This is a genomic window from Larkinella harenae, from assembly GCF_054780515.1.
Genome location: NZ_BAAGWE010000002.1, coordinates 216,896 through 234,243, shown reverse-complemented (window position 1 = coordinate 234,243; position 17,348 = coordinate 216,896). Strand labels below are relative to the sequence as shown.

At 48.6% G+C, this 17,348-nt stretch carries 15 protein-coding genes and 1 tRNA gene; 7 read left to right on the top strand and 9 right to left on the bottom strand.

The features are described 5' to 3' along the window. Positions 1 to 303: 303 nt before the first annotated feature. The 5 genes from ACYVH9_RS12350 to ACYVH9_RS12330 form a co-directional block, all read right to left on the bottom strand. Entirely contained in the window at positions 304 to 918 is a 615-nt protein-coding gene (locus ACYVH9_RS12350; protein ID WP_460636660.1) for an ABC transporter ATP-binding protein, read from the bottom strand. A gap of 103 nt (positions 919 to 1,021) precedes the next feature. Continuing rightward, positions 1,022 to 1,816: an acyl-ACP--UDP-N-acetylglucosamine O-acyltransferase gene (lpxA, locus tag ACYVH9_RS12345; protein ID WP_460636659.1), complete on the bottom strand. Its 795-nt coding sequence runs from the start codon at positions 1,814 to 1,816 to the stop codon at positions 1,022 to 1,024. A gap of 100 nt (positions 1,817 to 1,916) precedes the next feature. Beyond that, entirely contained in the window at positions 1,917 to 3,311 is a 1,395-nt protein-coding gene (locus tag ACYVH9_RS12340) for a bifunctional UDP-3-O-[3-hydroxymyristoyl] N-acetylglucosamine deacetylase/3-hydroxyacyl-ACP dehydratase (protein WP_460636658.1), read from the bottom strand. 72 nt (positions 3,312 to 3,383) lie between these two features. Beyond that, on the bottom strand, positions 3,384 to 4,415 hold the full coding sequence (gene lpxD, locus ACYVH9_RS12335) for a UDP-3-O-(3-hydroxymyristoyl)glucosamine N-acyltransferase (RefSeq protein WP_460636657.1): 1,032 nt from the start codon (positions 4,413 to 4,415) through the stop codon (positions 3,384 to 3,386). Positions 4,416 to 4,489: 74 nt separating this feature from the next. Then, entirely contained in the window at positions 4,490 to 5,764 is a 1,275-nt protein-coding gene (locus tag ACYVH9_RS12330; RefSeq protein ID WP_460637585.1) for an HD domain-containing protein, read from the bottom strand. 161 nt (positions 5,765 to 5,925) lie between these two features. Between ACYVH9_RS12330 and ACYVH9_RS12325 the strand changes: the two genes are divergently transcribed. Continuing rightward, positions 5,926 to 5,999, top strand: a tRNA-Ile gene (locus tag ACYVH9_RS12325). A gap of 96 nt (positions 6,000 to 6,095) precedes the next feature. Here the strand turns inward: ACYVH9_RS12325 and ACYVH9_RS12320 are convergent. Continuing rightward, a complete protein-coding gene (locus tag ACYVH9_RS12320) occupies positions 6,096 to 6,404 on the bottom strand; it encodes a GNAT family N-acetyltransferase (protein ID WP_460636656.1) in 309 nt (102 codons plus the stop codon). A gap of 258 nt (positions 6,405 to 6,662) precedes the next feature. Here ACYVH9_RS12320 and ACYVH9_RS12315 point away from each other — a divergent pair, with 258 nt between their 5' ends. The 3 genes from ACYVH9_RS12315 to ACYVH9_RS12305 all read left to right on the top strand — a co-directional run bounded on the left by ACYVH9_RS12315 (position 6,663) and on the right by ACYVH9_RS12305 (position 9,000). Then, entirely contained in the window at positions 6,663 to 7,346 is a 684-nt protein-coding gene (locus ACYVH9_RS12315; RefSeq protein WP_460636655.1) for an MCP four helix bundle domain-containing protein, read from the top strand. A 74-nt stretch (positions 7,347 to 7,420) separates the two neighbouring features. Then, a complete protein-coding gene (locus tag ACYVH9_RS12310; protein ID WP_460636654.1) occupies positions 7,421 to 8,371 on the top strand; it encodes an ROK family protein in 951 nt (316 codons plus the stop codon). A gap of 68 nt (positions 8,372 to 8,439) precedes the next feature. Further along, positions 8,440 to 9,000 (top strand): D-sedoheptulose-7-phosphate isomerase, encoded by a 561-nt coding sequence (locus tag ACYVH9_RS12305; protein ID WP_460636653.1) that lies wholly within the window; start codon positions 8,440 to 8,442, stop codon positions 8,998 to 9,000. Positions 9,001 to 9,083: 83 nt separating this feature from the next. On the opposite strand, the gene dinB is transcribed toward ACYVH9_RS12305, so the two are convergent. After that, entirely contained in the window at positions 9,084 to 10,163 is a 1,080-nt protein-coding gene (dinB, locus tag ACYVH9_RS12300; RefSeq protein WP_460636652.1) for a DNA polymerase IV, read from the bottom strand. Positions 10,164 to 10,345: 182 nt separating this feature from the next. Here dinB and pssA point away from each other — a divergent pair, with 182 nt between their 5' ends. Both pssA and ACYVH9_RS12290 read left to right on the top strand, forming a co-directional pair. Further along, complete coding sequence (pssA, locus tag ACYVH9_RS12295) at positions 10,346 to 11,029, top strand: CDP-diacylglycerol--serine O-phosphatidyltransferase (RefSeq protein WP_460637584.1); 684 nt, start codon at positions 10,346 to 10,348, stop codon at positions 11,027 to 11,029. A gap of 110 nt (positions 11,030 to 11,139) precedes the next feature. Next, complete coding sequence (locus ACYVH9_RS12290; RefSeq protein WP_460636651.1) at positions 11,140 to 12,141, top strand: 3-oxoacyl-ACP synthase III family protein; 1,002 nt, start codon at positions 11,140 to 11,142, stop codon at positions 12,139 to 12,141. Positions 12,142 to 12,171: 30 nt separating this feature from the next. On the opposite strand, the gene ACYVH9_RS12285 is transcribed toward ACYVH9_RS12290, so the two are convergent. After that, positions 12,172 to 12,534, bottom strand: coding sequence for a CoA-binding protein (locus ACYVH9_RS12285; RefSeq protein WP_460636650.1), 363 nt, complete (start codon positions 12,532 to 12,534; stop codon positions 12,172 to 12,174). 357 nt (positions 12,535 to 12,891) lie between these two features. Here ACYVH9_RS12285 and ACYVH9_RS12280 point away from each other — a divergent pair, with 357 nt between their 5' ends. Beyond that, positions 12,892 to 13,479 (top strand): HNH endonuclease, encoded by a 588-nt coding sequence (locus tag ACYVH9_RS12280; RefSeq protein ID WP_460636649.1) that lies wholly within the window; start codon positions 12,892 to 12,894, stop codon positions 13,477 to 13,479. 33 nt (positions 13,480 to 13,512) lie between these two features. Here the strand turns inward: ACYVH9_RS12280 and ACYVH9_RS12275 are convergent, their stop codons facing one another. After that, entirely contained in the window at positions 13,513 to 17,271 is a 3,759-nt protein-coding gene (locus ACYVH9_RS12275) for a sensor histidine kinase (protein WP_460636648.1), read from the bottom strand. Between the last annotated feature and the right edge of the window lie 77 nt (positions 17,272 to 17,348).

The window sequence follows — 17,348 nt, the reverse complement described above, 5'->3', positions numbered from 1 at the left end:
TTCCCGGTGAAAGAAAGGAGACCAGCGTAGAAAGATCAACGTTGTAAAGGCCATCCGTTATATCTTTTTCCTCGACTCGCTTTAACCTCACTTACCATGACTCAATAATAATGCAAAGAGTTGCAACTTGGGCGGGCGAAGGCAGGGTTAAATTTTGTTTTCTTTTGGGGTGCTGGTAGCCGTTTTTTAGAAACCGTATCGGAGCCAATGGCAACGGTTTTTCGATAGAAATAAAGTCAAGTGGCAAAACCGTATGGGGCGCAGCATGGTAAATCAAGGGTAAAACCGCCCGCAACGATGATGTTACTTCCAGCGGCTGATGTCAATCACATTGGGGCAGAAATTGTACTCATCAGGCTGGTTGGAGCCGATCAGAAGCAGCTGGCCGGTGAGTTGCCGAACGTGCTCGTGGTACCAGGCTACGCCCTGTTTATCGAGGTTAGACGTTGGCTCGTCCAGAAGCACTATGGAAGCTTCGGAATAAAAAGCCAGCCCCAGCTTCACCCGTTGCTTCATCCCCGACGAAAACGCTTTGATTTCCTTGTGCCGGGCGTGGCTGAGGTACATTAGTTCGCAGAGTTGCTCGGGTGTTCGCTGGTCTTTAAACGGTTTGAAAGATTGGTGAAACGTGAGCAGTTCAAGCAGTGTCAGCTCCTCGATCAGTTCCAGGTAAGGGCTGGCCATCACGATATGCTGAAACCACTGATCGACCTCAACGGTTTTTTCCTGGATTGCGTACCGAATCTTCCCTTCCGAAAGGGGCAGTACACCGATCAGGGTTTGCAATAACGTCGATTTTCCGCTGCCGTTTGGTCCCACGAACGTATAGCTGTTACCGGCTTGCAGCACCAGATTAACGTCCCGGAAAATCCATTCGCGCCGGAAACGTTTGCCAAGATGTTCGGTGGTAATGTTCATTGGAATTATGAGGGGCCGCCCGCGCGGTTATGAATGATGAACGATGAATTAGCTAACAAAGGGCTTTTGGTTCATCGTTGATCATTCATAATTCTATCGTTTGTTATTCGCCTACTTCCCGGCCGGAAGGGCCTTTCATGATGCCGCGTTCGGAATTGCGGATGAAGTTGACGATCTCGTCGCGTTCGTCGGAAGGTGGCAGTTCGAGATCAATGCGGGTGAGTGCTTCGGCATTGTTGATGCCGCGGAGGTAGATATAACGGTAAATTTCCTGAATCTGGTTGATTTGCTCGTTGGTATAACCCCGACGGCGCAGGCCAACCGAGTTGATTCCCGCGTAGGTAATCGGTTCGCGGGCGGCTTTGGAAAACGGTGGAACGTCTTTCCGAACCAGCGAACCGCCCGAAATAAAGGCGTGAATCCCGATTTTAGCAAACTGATGAACCGCACTGAAGGCGCTGATGATGGCCCAGTCGCCGAGGTGAACGTGCCCGGCCATTTGCACGGTATTGCCAATGATGCAGTGGTTGCCAATCCGACAGTCGTGGGCTACGTGTGCGTAGGCCATAATCAAACAGTCGCTACCAATTTCGGTGCGCCGGTGTTCTTCCGTTCCCCGACTGACCGTAGCGTATTCGCGAATGGTTGTATTATCACCGACAAACGTCAGCGTGTACTCACCTTTGAATTTCAAATCCTGCGGGACGGCAGAAATAACAGCTCCGGAATAAATCCGGCAATTTTTGCCGATCCGGGCTCCCTCATTGATGACGGCGTGGGAGCCAATCCAGGTTCCTTCGCCAATTTCTACATCTTTATGGACGATCGCAAATGGCTCGATTACAACATTATGTGCAATTTTAGCATCAGGATGAATGTAGGCAAGTGGTTGAATCATCAAACTGTGTGGTTTAACGTTTCAGGTTTTTATGTGTCAAGATTTACGTATGCCGTCGAATGTCAACGATGACGTAACCTTTATATTTCAAACCTTAAACCTATTTTTTCTTAACAAGACTGGCGATCATTTCGGCTTCGCAGACAAGTTGCCCGGCCACATAACCCCGTCCGGACATTTTGACGATTCCCCGCTTCATGGGTGAGATAAATTCGCACCGGAAAATAACCGTATCACCCGGGACGACATTCCGGCGGAAACGGCAGTTTTCGATGCCAATCAGGTACGGCCAGTAGTTTTCCGGATCCGGCACGGTGCTCAGGACCAGAATACCACCGGTTTGAGCCATCGCTTCCAGTTGCAGAACGCCCGGCATCACGGGGTTACCCGGAAAATGCCCCATGAAGTACTGTTCATTCATGGTTACATTTTTGATGCCAACTACGCTGTTTTCATCCAGTGCGATGATTTTATCAATCATCTGAAATGGATAGCGGTGGGGGAGCAGACTGGCTATTTTCTGAAAATCGTAAACCGGCGGCTGGGTGGGCTCATACGTCGGGATGTTGTTGGCGGCATTCTTCTGCATGAGCTTCTTTATTTTTTTGGCAAAGGCAACATTGGCCGCGTGACCGGGCCGGGCCGCCAGAATCTGGGCTTTGATGGGCCGTCCGACAAGCGCCAGATCTCCAACGAGATCGAGCAGTTTATGGCGGGCCATTTCGTTTGGATAGTGCAGATCGAGGTTGTTCAAAATACCTTCTTTCTTGTTGACACTAACTTTGGGTTTGTTCAGCAATTCGGCCAGGTAATCGAGTTCGCCTTCGCGCACATCCCGATCAACGATGACGATGGCATTGGTGAGGTCTCCACCCTTGATAAGGTCCTGTTTATAAAGCATTTCCAGCTCGTGCAGAAACACGAACGTTCGGCACATCGCGATTTGCGACGGAAACTGACTGATATCGTTCAGAAAAGCGTGCTGACTTGTAATGACCCGCGAGTTGTAATCCACCATGACGGTGAGCCGGTAATCGCTGAGGGGCAAAGCCGCAATTTCAATATCCTTTTCGCTGTTTTTGTAATGAACGTACTCGTTGATTTCGAAGTAATTACGGTAGGCGTTCTGTTCTTCAATTCCGGCGTCCTGTAAGGCTTCGATGAATTTGATGGAACTGCCGTCCATGATGGGCGGCTCCGGGCCATCGAGCTGAATCAGAATATTGTCGAGTTGCAGCCCGACCAACGACGCCAGGGTGTGTTCGACGGTATGAATTCGGGCGCCGTTTTGTTCGAGCGTCGTACCGCGGGAAAGGTCGACTACATTATCGACATCGGCATCAACGATGGGTTGACCCGGTAAGTCGATGCGCTGAAATTTGTAACCGTGATTGGGCGGTGCGGGCAGAAATGTCATGGTTGCCACCACGCCGGTGTGCAAGCCAACGCCCGAAACCGAGACTGCTTTTTGAATCGTTTGCTGTTTGGTATTCATTCCGTAAGCTTCTGACCTGAAGACTATTATCGTTATCAGATAACGGTTTTTTACTGAAAAACCGTTCGTGATTTATTGGTTGTTTAGTTTATTTTCTACCACCTCAATGCGCTTTTCGAGCGTGGGTAATCGCTGGTAAATTACCTGCGAGCGCAAGCTCTCCTGAAGGTCGAATGCCGGAGCGCCGTAGAGGGTTGCATTCTCTTTTTTCTGGGACTTCATCACGCCGGATTTGGCCGCTATTTTGGTCTTGTTCGCAACGTGAATATGCCCGACGATACCAACCTGCCCGCCGATGACACAGCTTTCCCCAATTTTGGATGAACCGGCAATGCCGCATTGGGCCGCAATAACCGTGTTTCTGCCGACCTCTACATTATGGGCCACCTGAATCAGGTTGTCTAATTTGACACCCTGCCGGATGATGGTAGAGCCCACCGTTGCGCAGTCGATGGTGGTATTAGCACCCACGCTGACGTTATCTTCAAGAATAACATTCCCCAATTGCGGAATCGCGCGGTAACTTCCATCTGGTTCGGGTGCAAACCCAAAACCGTCGCTCCCAATCACCGCGTTGGCTTTGATGACGCAATTGGTACCAATAACGGTATTGTCCATGATCCGAACCCCAGGGTGAATGATGGTGTTGTCGCCGATGGTTACATGGCTACCGATATAGGTTTGGGGGTATATTTTGACGTTTTTGCCAATCTGGCAATTTTCACCAATGTATGAAAACGCACCCCGATAGGCATTCTCGCCCATCTGGGTACTTTCGGCCATAAAAGAGGGTTGTTCTACCCCCACTTTGGCCGCCAGCCGGAGCTGATTGACCTGTTCCAGTAATTTGGTAAACGCAGAATAGGAGTTATCTACGAATATGAGGGTGGCTTTTACCGGTTGCCGAGGCTGAAAACCTTTGCTGACAATAACCGCTGATGCGGCAGTTGTATACAGATACTGTTCGTATTTGAGATTGGATAAAAAAGAGATGCTACCTTCCTGACCCTCTTCAATTTTGGACAATCGATGGATTTTCAAAGATTCGTTACCATCAATCGTACCTCCAAGGAGGGCAGCAATCTGCTTCACTGTAAATTCCATAGAGTGGACGTAATCGTCGTTGGAGCTATGTATGAGTCGGATATTCGTGGCGCTAAGGTAGACAACAAATAGAACTATACCAACCAAACCGGCCGTTGGGTCAGGTTTTTCGCCCAGCACAGGTAATAGCGTTTCACCATGTTTGTGAGCGCTTTAATGCCGGGTAGATCGGAAGCATCGGCGATGTCAATGATTCGGCCGTCTTTCATTTTAATATTTATATTGTCGATAGACGGCAAATAGGCTGAATTAGTGGCCACGCCCTCGACCAAAAAATAGGATAATTCGTCTTGCTGCACCCCGGCGTTCAGCAGTTGCTGTTCTATCTCCAGCACCAGTTCGCCAGAAAAAGGATGGTCCGACATGATGATTTTAAAAAGCCGTCGGTCGAGCATCATTTGGCAGAGGGTTGATAAAATCCGGTCGGGGTGCTGGCTCCATAGTTTGATGCAAGTCCAGATATCATAATCATCCAGCCGCGAAAAAGCGCTGAGGTACTCAGGGTGATGCTGAATATCGTCCATGGTAACATTCCGGGACAAAAATGTGTGCAAAGCCGGTGTGGTAAAAACCGTTGCATCACTGGGGAGCTCTGTTTCGGATTGGGTCAGCAAAAACCGGGCCCGACGCAGGATCTGCATGAGCATGGATTCGGCGCAGCGCGATGTTTTGTGCAGGTAAACCTGCCAGTACATGAGCCGTCGGGAACTCAGGAAATTTTCGATGCTCAGAATACCTTTTGCTTCCACCACCAGTTGATCGTCAACCAGATCCAGCATTTTGATGATCCGGTCCGCTCCGATGGTTCCTTCAGCAACGCCCGTGTAGAAGCTGTCGCGGTTGAGGTAATCCATGCGATCCATATCCAGCTGGCTCGAAACCAATTGGTGGAAAAACGGCCTGGAATACGTCCCTTCAAACATTTGAATCGCCAGCGTTAGTCCTCCCCGGAATTGCTGGTTTAACTCGCGCATCAGCAAAAGCGACAACTGCTCGTGCGGGATACCGTCCAGAATGCTGTATTCAAGCACATGCGAGAACGGGCCGTGGCCAATATCGTGCAATAAGATGGCGATTTGGGCGGCATCGCATTCTGCCTCTGAAATTCGGTGTCCCTTCCCGCGCAGGGTCTGAATGGCCTGCCCCATCAAGTGCATGGCGCCCAGGGCGTGATGGAATCGGGTATGGAGGGCACCGGGATAAACCAGTTCCGAAAGGCCGAGTTGCTTGATCCGCCGGAGCCGCTGAAAATACGGGTGTTCGACCAAATCGAATACCAATTCGTTCGGAAGGGTAATAAACCCGTAAACCGGGTCATTCAGGATCTTTTTTTTGTTCTGGGAAGCCAACGGGGAATGGTGCAGGTTCACAAGCAAATATACGGCAAAATGAACGAGACTGTTGCAGGGAGAGCTCGAGTACTTTTGCAAGAGCCTTTGAAGCGAATCGTGATTTTTGTATATTTGCAGACACTTTATCCGGTCTGGAAAAGTTACCGGTTTGCCGGTTCGGGCCTATAGCTCATTCGGTTAGAGCAACTGACTCATAATCAGTAGGTGCTTGGTTCGATTCCAAGTGGGCCCACGAAAACATACAGTGTTGTAACAAACCGAAAACGGGCCGTTTTCGGTTTGTTCGTTTAGGGGAGGACTAGTAATGCGTCAAAACCTGTCGTGATGGCTAGGAAGGCTGCGAGCTCTCTTTTTCCCAAACATCTTCGTAGCGCTCCGGATGCCGCTTGAACTGGGCATGTACGTACGGACACAGCGGAATCACCTTCAACTGGTGTTCGCGCGCGTAATCGACCATAGAGGCTAGCAATTGGCCCGCCAGTCCTTTACCTTCGGCTTGCGGGATCACTTCGGTGTGGTAAACCGTCAGATGCTGATCGGATAAGCCGACAATCATCTCGGCGATGTTTTCTTCTCCTTCCTGAATAAAGAAGCCACCGGTTCCTTTTTTCAGGAGTTTAAACTGGACATTTTCCATGAGTGCTTGCTGGGAGATGCTGAACAGGATTCGTTGATTGCAAAATCTAAAGGTAAGTAAATGTCAGCATTTGTATTGGAATACAGGAACAAAACCGATTGCCCCCTGTGAACACAGAGTAAGAAGCATACAGCAAGATACCAAGGGAGTTTTGCGCAGCCTGCTTACGATTGCCGGATTGTATAGAAATATTTGTATTTTCGTTACAATTATACAAAGAAGAGGAAAGGTTTTCCGGCGGTTTTTGTACTACCCACTATGAAATGGTCATTTGTTATTCAGCAAAAGTTAAAAGCAGCCGTACTATTAACCGGCATCATGTTGCTTATTGTCGTATTTACGTTTCTTTCCAGAGGACATATAAAAGATATTGACAAATCATTTTCGGCGATCTACCAGGATCGGCTGATTCCTGCCGTCGATATGGTCTATTTAAGTGAGAACCTGTATACCAAGAGGCTCCTGGTCGAAAAATACCTGTATTCTACTACGGATCTGACGCCCGACCAGGTCGTGTTGCAGCTGAAAGCGCAGAACCTGGCGATTGATTCACTGATCCGAAATTTCGAAAAAACCAAGTTAACCGTTGACGAAGCGAAAAGCCTCCAGGCTTTTAAAAGCCGGGTTGAAGAATATGCTGCCCTCGAACGGAATATTTTACGGTTGAGCAGTGCGGGTAACCGGGAAGCGGGAGCCGTCCTTTTTAACGGAGATGGATTAACGGTTTTTTCAAAGTCCATCAAACGCCTTAACGAACTAATTGATATCCAATACACGGAAGGGCAGAGTCTGGTTCGGGCGTCTAAAAATGATTCTTCCCAGTTCAACATGCTATCTTCCCTGCAGATTGCCGTCGCCGTCATTATTGGGCTGTTGGTGCTGGGTCTGATTCACAATTCAAAAATTATTAATCAGGACCGGCAACCCTTCCACTTAAACTAACGTTGCCGGTAGCTTCGACAACATGTTACCGCAGCAGATGCCCAAAATGGCAGGCATCTTTAAAAACATAGCCTGTGGTAAACTTTTTCTTCTTTATTTTGGTGCGCCGGATTGTTGTCTCCGGCTTACTGATGAATCTTGGTATTGAAATAGGAGGGACCAAGCTGCAAGTTGTAGCGGGTGAAGCCCCCACCATCAAGCGGCATTTCCGCTATACCGTCGATAAAGCCAAAGGGGCCGACGGAATTCTGGAACACATCGAAGAGGCTATTCGCCAGCTTACCGAAACGGTCAAAACCGTTGGCGTAGGATTTGGAGGCCCCGTCGATACGCAGACGGGCAAAATTGCCACATCCCATCAAATTGAAGGCTGGTCTGGATTTGGCTTAGCAGACTGGCTTCGTCAGCGAACAGACGCCGAACGAATTCGGGTAGAAAACGACGCCAACGTGGCAGCTCTGGGCGAAGCGCTGTACGGCGCCGGTCGTGATTTTCGGCGGGTTTTCTACGTCACCCTGGGCAGCGGAGTGGGCGGAGGAATGATTACCGATGGACAGATTTACCACGGTAGACCGCCCGGAGAAACCGAAATTGGGCACATTCGTCTGGATAAATCCGGCACCACCCTTGAAGCCGTTTGCTCGGGCTGGGCCGTTGATCGGGAAATTCGTCAGGCGATTTCCACACTGCCCGCAGAATCCGTTTTGAAACAATTGGTAGGAAACACAACCGCAGGCGAAGCCCGGTTCTTACGGGAGGCATTTGACCGGAACGATGCGACGGCCCGACAGATTTTTGAGCGGATTGCCGACGATCTCGCGTTTGGCCTGTCGCACGTCGTCCATTTGCTTCATCCGGATGTTATCGTGCTGGGAGGAGGCTTATCATTGACCGGCGAACCGTTGCGGGCGGCTGTCGAACAAAAGTTACCAGCGTATATAATGGGGGCCTTTCAACCCGGACCGGCCGTCCGACTGGCTGAATTGGGTGAAAATACCGTCCCCATTGGTGCATTGAGTTTGTAAAACATTAATCAGAAGCGTGCTGGATAGCCATTCTGTGATCCTAACCCTTTTTTATTTCGTTAACGTATATGCAAACGTATTTTGAAGAGTATCTTGCTCACCATCAGGCCGCTATTAGTTCCATTCCGGTTGAGCAGGTTGAGCGAATTGTCCAGTTGATGAAAACCTGTTGGCAAGAAGACCGGCAGTTGTTTGTTTTCGGGAACGGTGGTAGTGCGGCCAATGCGTCTCACTTTATTACGGATTTAGGCAAAGGTGCCTCCGATAAGCTGGGTAAACGATTTCGCTGTCTTTCGCTGAACGACAATACCGCCTGGCTAACGGCTCTGGGCAACGATTACTCCTACGATGATGTGTTCGTTGGGCAGTTGCAGAATTATGCCCAGCCGGGCGATCTGGTCCTGACCATGAGTGTGAGCGGGAGTTCGCCCAACTTGGTCAAAGCGGTTCAGTGGGCAAATGATCATCAGTTGACCACAGTTGCCCTGGTTGGTGGCAAGCGGGGCAAACTCGCCGAACTGGCCAACGAAGTGGTGGTCATCGATTCGGAACACTACGGTCGGGTGGAAGATGCGCACATGACCATCTGCCACATGTTGTGCTACGCATTCATGGAAAACCCCGTTTGAATAGACTGATGAATCGGGATGATACGGCAAAAAGTGTCATCCCGAATTCTTTTCGTAGTTGATAGAGCGGTAATTATCAGTCGTCAAAACGGCAACATCAGTTGCTGGCCGGGAGGACAATCCGACGCTTCCAGATTGGATAAAGAGATACCCAGCAACCGGACACCTTTCGGAAACGGGAGCTGCGCGGTCAGCAAATCGGTGCTAATTCGGCCTAAAATCTCCTTCTGGGAAACCGCACCCAAAACTGTTCGACTGCGCGTTATTTGTTCAAAATCAGCGAATTTTACTTTCAGCGTAACCGTTCGTCCAACCACCTCCGCACGCTCACACGCCCGCCAGACTGAATCCAGCAGGGGCTGCAAACCAGCAAGCAATTCCGATTCCGTACTCAAATCATGATCAAACGTATTTTCGGAACCGATCGATTTTCGGAGTCGGTCGGGCGTAACGGGCCGGTTGTCAATGGCACGGGCGATCGTATAAAAGTAACTGCCTGCTTTGCCAAAATGCTTTTTCAGAAAGGCTTCCGATTGTTGCCGCAAATCCCAGCCGGTAAAAATACCGAGTTGATTCAATTTGGCCGCCGTAACCCGGCCAATTCCGTGAAACCGATCGACGGTCAGGGTTTCCACAAAGGCCAGGCCCTGCGATGGTTTGATGACGTATAAACCGTCTGGTTTGTGAATATCGGAAGCCAGTTTTGCCAGAAATTTGTTGTAGGATACACCCGCCGAAGCGGTCAGGTGAGTCTCCTCCTTAATTTTGGCCCGGATTTGTTCCGCAATCTGCGTTGCGGAAGCGATGTCTTTTAAATTCGTGGTTACGTCCAGGTAGGCCTCATCCAGCGATAAGGGCTCGATCAGGGGGGTGTACTCGGCAAAAATGGCTCGTATTTCTCGGGAAATGGCCCGGTAAACATCAAAGCGGGGCTTAACAAAAATGAGGTCGGGGCATTTGCGGATGGCGGTTGAGGAAGCCATCGCTGAACGAACACCGTACTGCCGGGCTTCGTAGCTGGCTGCGGCCACCACCCCGCGCTGACGCGAGCCACCCACCGCTACGGGTTTGTTGCGCAGGTCGGCATGGTCCCGTTGCTCGACCGACGCGTAAAAGGCATCCATGTCGATGTGAATGATTTTTCGGGTAGCAGACTGATCCACGGAACGCAACAACGGTTTTTCAAAAGGTCAAGTTAACGGTTTCTTTCGGGATGAAGGGTGGATCGCCAGTATAAAAATGCCGGCTGCGTCTGGTGCACCGGGGATGTTCTGTGGTTTTCTTCCGCCTAAAATTTGAGTTGCCAACTCTCTCCCGTAGATTTGCGTGATCATTTGTGAAATCCATCAATCCGCTACTTCGACATCTGCCCAATGCCATGACCTGCGGCAACCTGCTTTGTGGTTGCATCGGGCTGGTTATGACTCTGCGCGGTCATTCCGATCAGGCTGCCTGGCTTATTCTGCTGGCGGGCGTTCTTGACTTCGGGGATGGTTTTGTGGCCCGGTTGGTCAATGTGTCGGGTCCGTTTGGCAAAGAACTGGACTCGCTGGCCGATGTGGTTACGTTTGGGGTTTTACCCGCTACGATGGTTTATCAGGCGCTGTGGTCGCAGGGAATGGGCAACTGGTCGTATCTGGCGTACTTGATCGCTGTTTTGTCGGCCTTACGGCTGGCCAATTTTAACATTGACACCCGCCAGTCGGATCAATTTATCGGTGTTCCGGTTCCGGCAAACTCGGTGCTGATTGCGGCATTTCCCCTCATGAGCGTGTTTCAGCCGCAGTTTGCGTTTCTGTGGGAAAGCCCGATTACGCTCTTTGCCCTGATCGGTTTTTCTTTTATGCTGGTGGCGGAGCTGCCTTTGCTGGCCTTTAAATTTAAGTCATTTGGCTGGCGTGAGAACCAGACTAAATACAGCTTTCTGATTCTGTCGGCGCTGCTATTGCTTTTTTTGCAATTCGCAGCGGTACCGCTCGTTATACTTTTATACATTTTAGTTTCATTTTTCGCCAACAAAAAGGCGTGAAGACGCCGAAAAGGGGAGAATCGATTTACAACGCCTAAACCTAGGAAAATTAGGAGCGATAGCCAGGATTCATCGGTTCTTTTTTTCTGTTACATCATACTTCTTTGTCCATGTCTTATTCCACCATCACCGGATTGGGTTTTTACGTTCCCGACAATGTCGTTACAAACCAGGATTTGACGCAATTTATGAGTACGTCAGATGAATGGATTCGGGAACGAACCGGCATCGAGCAGCGACGGTATTTTACCTACGGGAAAGATACGAACGCCAGCATGGCCGCTGCGGCTTCGCGGATAGCAATTGATCGGGCTGGTTTGCAAACAAGTGATATTGATCTGATTGTCTTTGCCACCATCACGCCAGATTATTTTTTCCCAGGCTCGGGGTTTCTCATGCAGCGTGAGTTGGGGCTGGAAGGTATCGGCGTTATCGACGTGCGCAACCAGTGTTCGGGATTTGTCTACGGATTGTCTATTGCCGACCAGTTTATCAAAACCGGAATGTATAAAACCGTTCTGGTGGTTGGTTCGGAGATTCAATCAACCTGGATCAATAAAAGTACGGAAGGACGTGGTGTGGCTGTCATTTTTGGGGATGGTGCCGGTGCTGCGGTCTTGCAGGCTACCAACGACCCCGACCACCGTATTCTGTCGACTCATTTACACGCGGATGGCCGTTATGCGGAGGATTTATATGTTCGCGATCCGGGCAGCAGCCGCCCTTCCCGTTCGGCCACCAAAGAGATGGTTGACGAAGGCGGCTTTGATGTTGTCATGAACGGTAATGCCGTTTTTAAGCACGCTACGCAGCGGTTCGGAGAGGTAATCCATGAAGCCTTACAGGCCAATGGATATGGGCCGGACGATATCGATTTACTCGTGCCCCATCAGGCCAATATCCGGATTTCAGATTATGTGCGACAGCAGCTCAAATTACCCACGGATAAGGTTTTCAACAATATCCAGCGGTATGGAAATACCACGGCCGCGTCCATACCCATTGCGCTCACGGAAGCCTGGGAGCTGGGCCGGGTTCAGGCTGGTGATCTGATTTGCCTGGCCGCTTTTGGTAGCGGTTTTACCTGGGCGTCGGCTTTGATCAAATGGTAATCTTTGCCTAAGAAGCCATCGCACACCGTACTAATACTGACCGGTTGCCAGCATCACCAGTGTACAGGCTTGAATGGGCTCAATACCGCTCTGCTGTAACTCCTGCTCAAAGGCCGGATTTTCCGTTCCCGGATTAAAAATGACACGCCGGGGGGCCAATTGTTTGATGTAATCGTATAAGTTTGTTTGATTCCTGGCTGAGACATACAGCGTCACGGTATCAATTTCATCCAGGTCGGGTTGCCCGGTATGGATCGGAATATCTTGGATCGCTCCGGCGCGGGAGCCCACTAATTCAACGTTGTGCCCTTGCTGAAGCAGACGCTTGGTAGCCCGATTGGAATACCGTTCCGGATTCTCGGATGCGCCAATTACTAATGTTTTTTTTACCATTTTTTAAAATACTTTTTCTTGCTAAAAACTATCTTGTAACTTTTTAGTTCCTCAATAAATCCCATTTCATTTCATTTGCGTATATATAGGTCCTCTGCCTATTCATCTCTGTCTGCTTCTTATTCTGGTTGGTTTGAATTTGTGCTTTGCTCCACTTTTGTTTAACAAAAGGAGACAGTCTTTTGAACAGACACGCGTATTTATGATGATATTAAGCTGTGTCTATGCAAAAAAAGGATGATTATTCAAAACCGTAAAATGCTTTTCCTGGTATTTTGCCAAACAGTTTTTTAATTTTTTTGTTAATGTTTTGTTAAACAAACCTACCATCGTACTTAACTGATTTTTTGCCTAAACATGACAGATAAACGTACCAGTAATTATTGGAATGAAAAATGGGTTCCAATTCAATTCGACGGCGTTGAAAATCCGCCACGCTACGAAGTTTCAAATTTTGGTCGACTGAAAAGCTTCCAGAACGATTCAAAAGAAGGTACGCTGATTAACGGCTCAACCATTCAGGGGTATCGCTCACTAAACATTCGGACGAGTGGAAAAACGATTAATCGCTACTTTCACAAACTGATTGCTGAGGCATTTCTGACGCGTGAGAAGCCGGATCAGATTTATGTAATCCACCTCGATCACGATAAGAAAAACAATCATTTTCAGAACCTGAAGTGGGTAACCAAAGAGGAAATGATTGAACACAACCGGTCTAGTCCGAACATCCTGAATCGGGAGATTCCCCGCCGGACGCGCAATTATAAGTTGACGGAATCGAAGGTGAAAATGATCAAGAAGCTATTGCGCAACGAGAAAAACCGGCTGAAAATGATTGCCAAGCAATTTGGTATCACTCATACCCAGCTCAACCGGATTCGTTCGGGCGAAAATTGGAAGCATGTTACAATTGATGACGAAAGCCCCAACGAGAAAGGCTGATCGATTCACGACAATGTCCACTTATCATCTCTACTAATTTTGAATGATGCTTTCGCCTTTTAAACCGCTTGTCATACCGATGGGCGGAATGTGAGGGAGCGAAATATAAAACGTAGTTCCTTCGCCAGTTGCGGTTTCAAACCAGATGCTGCCACCAGCGTGTTCGATACCCCGTTTGGCAATGGCTAGGCCCAGGCCCGACCCACCTTCTTTTGTACTGAAGTTGGGGAGAAATATTTTGCTGCGAATGGCCTCCGGAACGCCCGCTCCATTATCATTGATGGCAATATTGATGTGTTCGTCGCTGACATTCAACCGAAGCTGAATAACCGGTTTGCGGTCGGCTGAGACGGATTGAACGCTGTTAATAATCAGATTGGTTAAGATTCGTCCGATCAGCTGCCGATCTCCCATAACCATAACCGGGTACGGTGAAATATCGCGAACCAGCGTAATTTTTCCGTCGTCGGCGTAGAGATCGGCGGCTTTATTAATCACCGAAGTAATTTCAAACAGCTCGTTTTTGGGCAGTGGCATTTTTGCAAAATCAGAAAATGACGTGGCAATGTCACTTAGGTTGTCGATCTGATCAAGCAAAGTGTCCAGGGTTCGCTGCAACACCCGCCGGGCCGCCGGATTGTCGGACTGAAGGGTGCGTTGCAGGTGCTGCAACGTTAGCTTCATGGGAGTGAGCGGGTTCTTAATTTCGTGCGCGACCTGTTTAGCCATCTCCCGCCAGGCCGATTGCTTTTCACTTTGCGACAAGGCTTGCTTTTTTTCTTCCAGCTTCACCAGCATACGGTTGTATTCCCCAATGAGTACCCCAATTTCATCGTCGGATTTCCAATCCAGCGGTTCGTTAAACCGGTCCAGGTTGGTTTTGCGAATTTTCTGGGTAACGATTTTCAGCGGTTTGGTCAGGGAGTTGGATGCCCAATAGGAAACAAACAGGAAAATGATAAATAGGCCGGTAAACACACACAATGCCGTTGAAACGACGTCGATCATCTGGTGTTCCAGTTCGGTCTCCGAACTGAAGTGGGAGATTCCCAGCATGCCGAGCAACCTGCCATCGTAGGTTTTGATACTGGCATAAGCCGTTCGATAGTGCCGCGCACCCAGCGACTCGGCCAATAGTACCAGGTTTTCCCGGTCTTCAACCAGGTGAATATAAGCTTCTGGATTAATCCGTTTGGAGAGATGACCACTTTCGTAGACCAGCGGCTGAGTCGAAGAACGCAGATAGCCCGAAATGTCGAAAACGCTGATCTCAATCTCGTCGTCATGGGTGATTTTCTTCAGCTCTTCCTCGATATACGATTCACTGGCACCGTTCTGTAAGTAGTTGCTCCAGTTATTCAGGAAATTGGCACTGATGTTTTTGGCATTGTTCAGGTACGTATCTTTTTGATAGGCATCATAATTGGCGCTAATCACGCCGAATGTAATAGCAACCACCAGGACCAGAGGCAGAAAAAAGGCCGCATTTAAATACAGCTGGGTTTTGGTCGAGTAATTAATATAGAACCGGGAAAACCCAAAACGGATGGAGTAGATTAGAAGCAGTACCAGTACATAAAGGATCAGAACCAAGTACAGGAAGGAGAAATTGGCAAAAATGCTGCGCATGGAATATTCCTTTGAAGAAATAATAACCGTCCGGTTGCTATCATCCTGTATTCCAATGTGCTTGTAATGATGAAGACTGATGCCGTCTTCGTACAGGGCCGGTTCGTCCAGCCATTCAGTCGGCAGTTTATTGTAATAGTTATAATCTCCGCCGTTGCTGTATTTTAGTTTTTTGTCGGGGCCAAAAACCGCATAACTGTAAGCCTGTGTTTCGGGGGCCTGAATGATTTTTTTATTGGTCAACAATTCAGGGTAGAGACTAGTCGGATTGCTGCTGGTTAGTTTCAGGTCGAGTACAACATGGCCTATTGGTTTCTCACCCTCCTGAATGTCGATAAACTGAACATATTTGAAGAGATTTCCGGTGGCTTCTTTGATAAAATAAATGCCAGGGTACTGGGTACGATACCGTTCCTGCCGGAAACGGTTGGCATACTTCTGGTAATTTAGTTCGGTCTGCTGGCGATTGGCGGCCCGGGGCGCAGTATTGAACACAATTACATCGACGGCGTACCGTTCGAAATAGTTGTCCAGGTGAAGGCTCTTCACCCGTTGCTGGACACGTTCGCGTACCAACAAGGTATCGGTGGCCAAAGCCCGTCGAATATCCGTATCCTGAATGATGGTGTTCTGCGATTTGTTAAGCAGAAATTCACCATAGGCATCATTCTCAACCAGCAACTGTTTTCCAAATTCCCGTTTGTTGATAAGCTCTTTTTTTAATCCCTGATTATAAACGACGTAAGTAGCTGTAGAAGCAAAAATAAGTGCCGTAAAAAACAGGTACAAAGTCGTTTTGTAACGAAAAGAGTACAGCGAGCGCGGAAATCGACTCAGGTAAAGGACGAGAAAAAAGACCGCTTGAATAATCAGTAGCCAGGGCAGGGGAGATGGGCTTTGCCAAAAGAGAAGGAGTGAGGCTACTGAGCCCAGTGTAAACCAGATCAGACCGCGCCAGGAAATTAGGTTTAACCGGATAAAGAAACTGACAATAACGTGTTGCAGCAAAAAGAAGATCGTTGCAATGCAGACAAAAACCAGCAGGCAGGCCAGTTTCAGGCTGGAAATGGAGAGACTAAGAGTTATATCAAGTGTAATCCCTGATTTTTCATAAATCGTATTCAGTTCCTGATAACAGGCGTAAAAAACGCCGTAACTGACTATCACTGCCAAAAAAGAAGCAATGGCTTTTACCAAATCGGTCTGGCCTCTCAGCCAGTGGTAAGAACGGGTTCGGTAGAAGGTGCTGGTGAGGTAAAGGGCCAGTATGACCACTACCAGGCAATTCAGCAATTGATCGCCCAGCGAAGGTGCCACCGCCGAAGGAGAGAAAAACTTAGGGTTGAATAGATCGGTTTCCAGGAATAAAAAAGGAACACCAAAGTAGAGCATTACTGCCCGCAAGACAATCAGGTACAGAGCCAGAATGATAAATCCGGCGATATAATGCCGGTTTCGCCTTAGGGATAAAGTGCTTCGAATCAGGTAAATACCCATGAAGAAAACCGCCAGCAGAGCCAGAATAACCGTATTGACCGGCGAGGTTTGGTTCTGGTAACCTTCCATTTGGGGCGGGGTAACCGAAAACAGAAATACGGGCGTCGGGTCATACATGTTATGGTAAATACTGCCCTTATCCGTAGTCAGATGGGCGGGATCAACCGAAAATAACTCTGGATTGTAACCCGAGCGCAGGTAGCTATTTTCGTTTTGATACTGCCGGTATACGTTGACCAGAGAAAAAACATCCAGCGAATCGCGCCCCCTTTTTACCAATTGATGATTAACAACATACTTGCCCTGAGGCAGGCTAACAAATTTGGGATAAATGAGGCTGCTTAATTGTTTAAAATCGGGAATGAAGCGGAAATCCGACCAGAAGAGTAGCTTTTTGTTGCGGAAAATGTAAAAGGGATACTTAGTTTTCTGGTATAGCTTGGTAAACGTGTAAGGCGGTTTTTCTTCCGTTAGGCGCTCCGTAACCGCCTGCAACTCTTCGGAACTGGTGGAAAGCGCCCGTTTGATGTGTTGCTGGGTCGTCTGCAGGTACTGCTCATCGGTAGCACTAATGGCGCCTTTTTCCAGAACGGAATTGAAAAATACCGCTAATCCCAACGAGAGCAGGGACAGGATGAGAAAAATATGTTTGTTGAGTATACTCACAACAAAATCGGATGAAACGAAACTTTCACTGAATGAAATGGCCCCAAAATCATGCCAAATTTTTGGCCAGAAGACAT

Excerpts from the sequence above, each read along its gene's own strand:
- ACYVH9_RS12350 (WP_460636660.1), bottom strand. The coding sequence starts at position 918 with ATGAACATTACCACCGAACATCTTGGCAAACGTTTCCGGCGCGAATGG.
- lpxA (WP_460636659.1), bottom strand. The coding sequence starts at position 1,816 with ATGATTCAACCACTTGCCTACATTCATCCTGATGCTAAAATTGCACAT.
- ACYVH9_RS12340 (WP_460636658.1), bottom strand. The coding sequence starts at position 3,311 with ATGAATACCAAACAGCAAACGATTCAAAAAGCAGTCTCGGTTTCGGGC.
- lpxD (WP_460636657.1), bottom strand. The coding sequence starts at position 4,415 with ATGGAATTTACAGTGAAGCAGATTGCTGCCCTCCTTGGAGGTACGATT.
- ACYVH9_RS12320 (WP_460636656.1), bottom strand. The coding sequence starts at position 6,404 with ATGGAAAATGTCCAGTTTAAACTCCTGAAAAAAGGAACCGGTGGCTTC.
- ACYVH9_RS12315 (WP_460636655.1), top strand. The coding sequence starts at position 6,663 with ATGAAATGGTCATTTGTTATTCAGCAAAAGTTAAAAGCAGCCGTACTA.
- ACYVH9_RS12305 (WP_460636653.1), top strand. The coding sequence starts at position 8,440 with ATGCAAACGTATTTTGAAGAGTATCTTGCTCACCATCAGGCCGCTATT.
- ACYVH9_RS12290 (WP_460636651.1), top strand. The coding sequence starts at position 11,140 with ATGTCTTATTCCACCATCACCGGATTGGGTTTTTACGTTCCCGACAAT.
- ACYVH9_RS12285 (WP_460636650.1), bottom strand. The coding sequence starts at position 12,534 with ATGGTAAAAAAAACATTAGTAATTGGCGCATCCGAGAATCCGGAACGG.
- ACYVH9_RS12280 (WP_460636649.1), top strand. The coding sequence starts at position 12,892 with ATGACAGATAAACGTACCAGTAATTATTGGAATGAAAAATGGGTTCCA.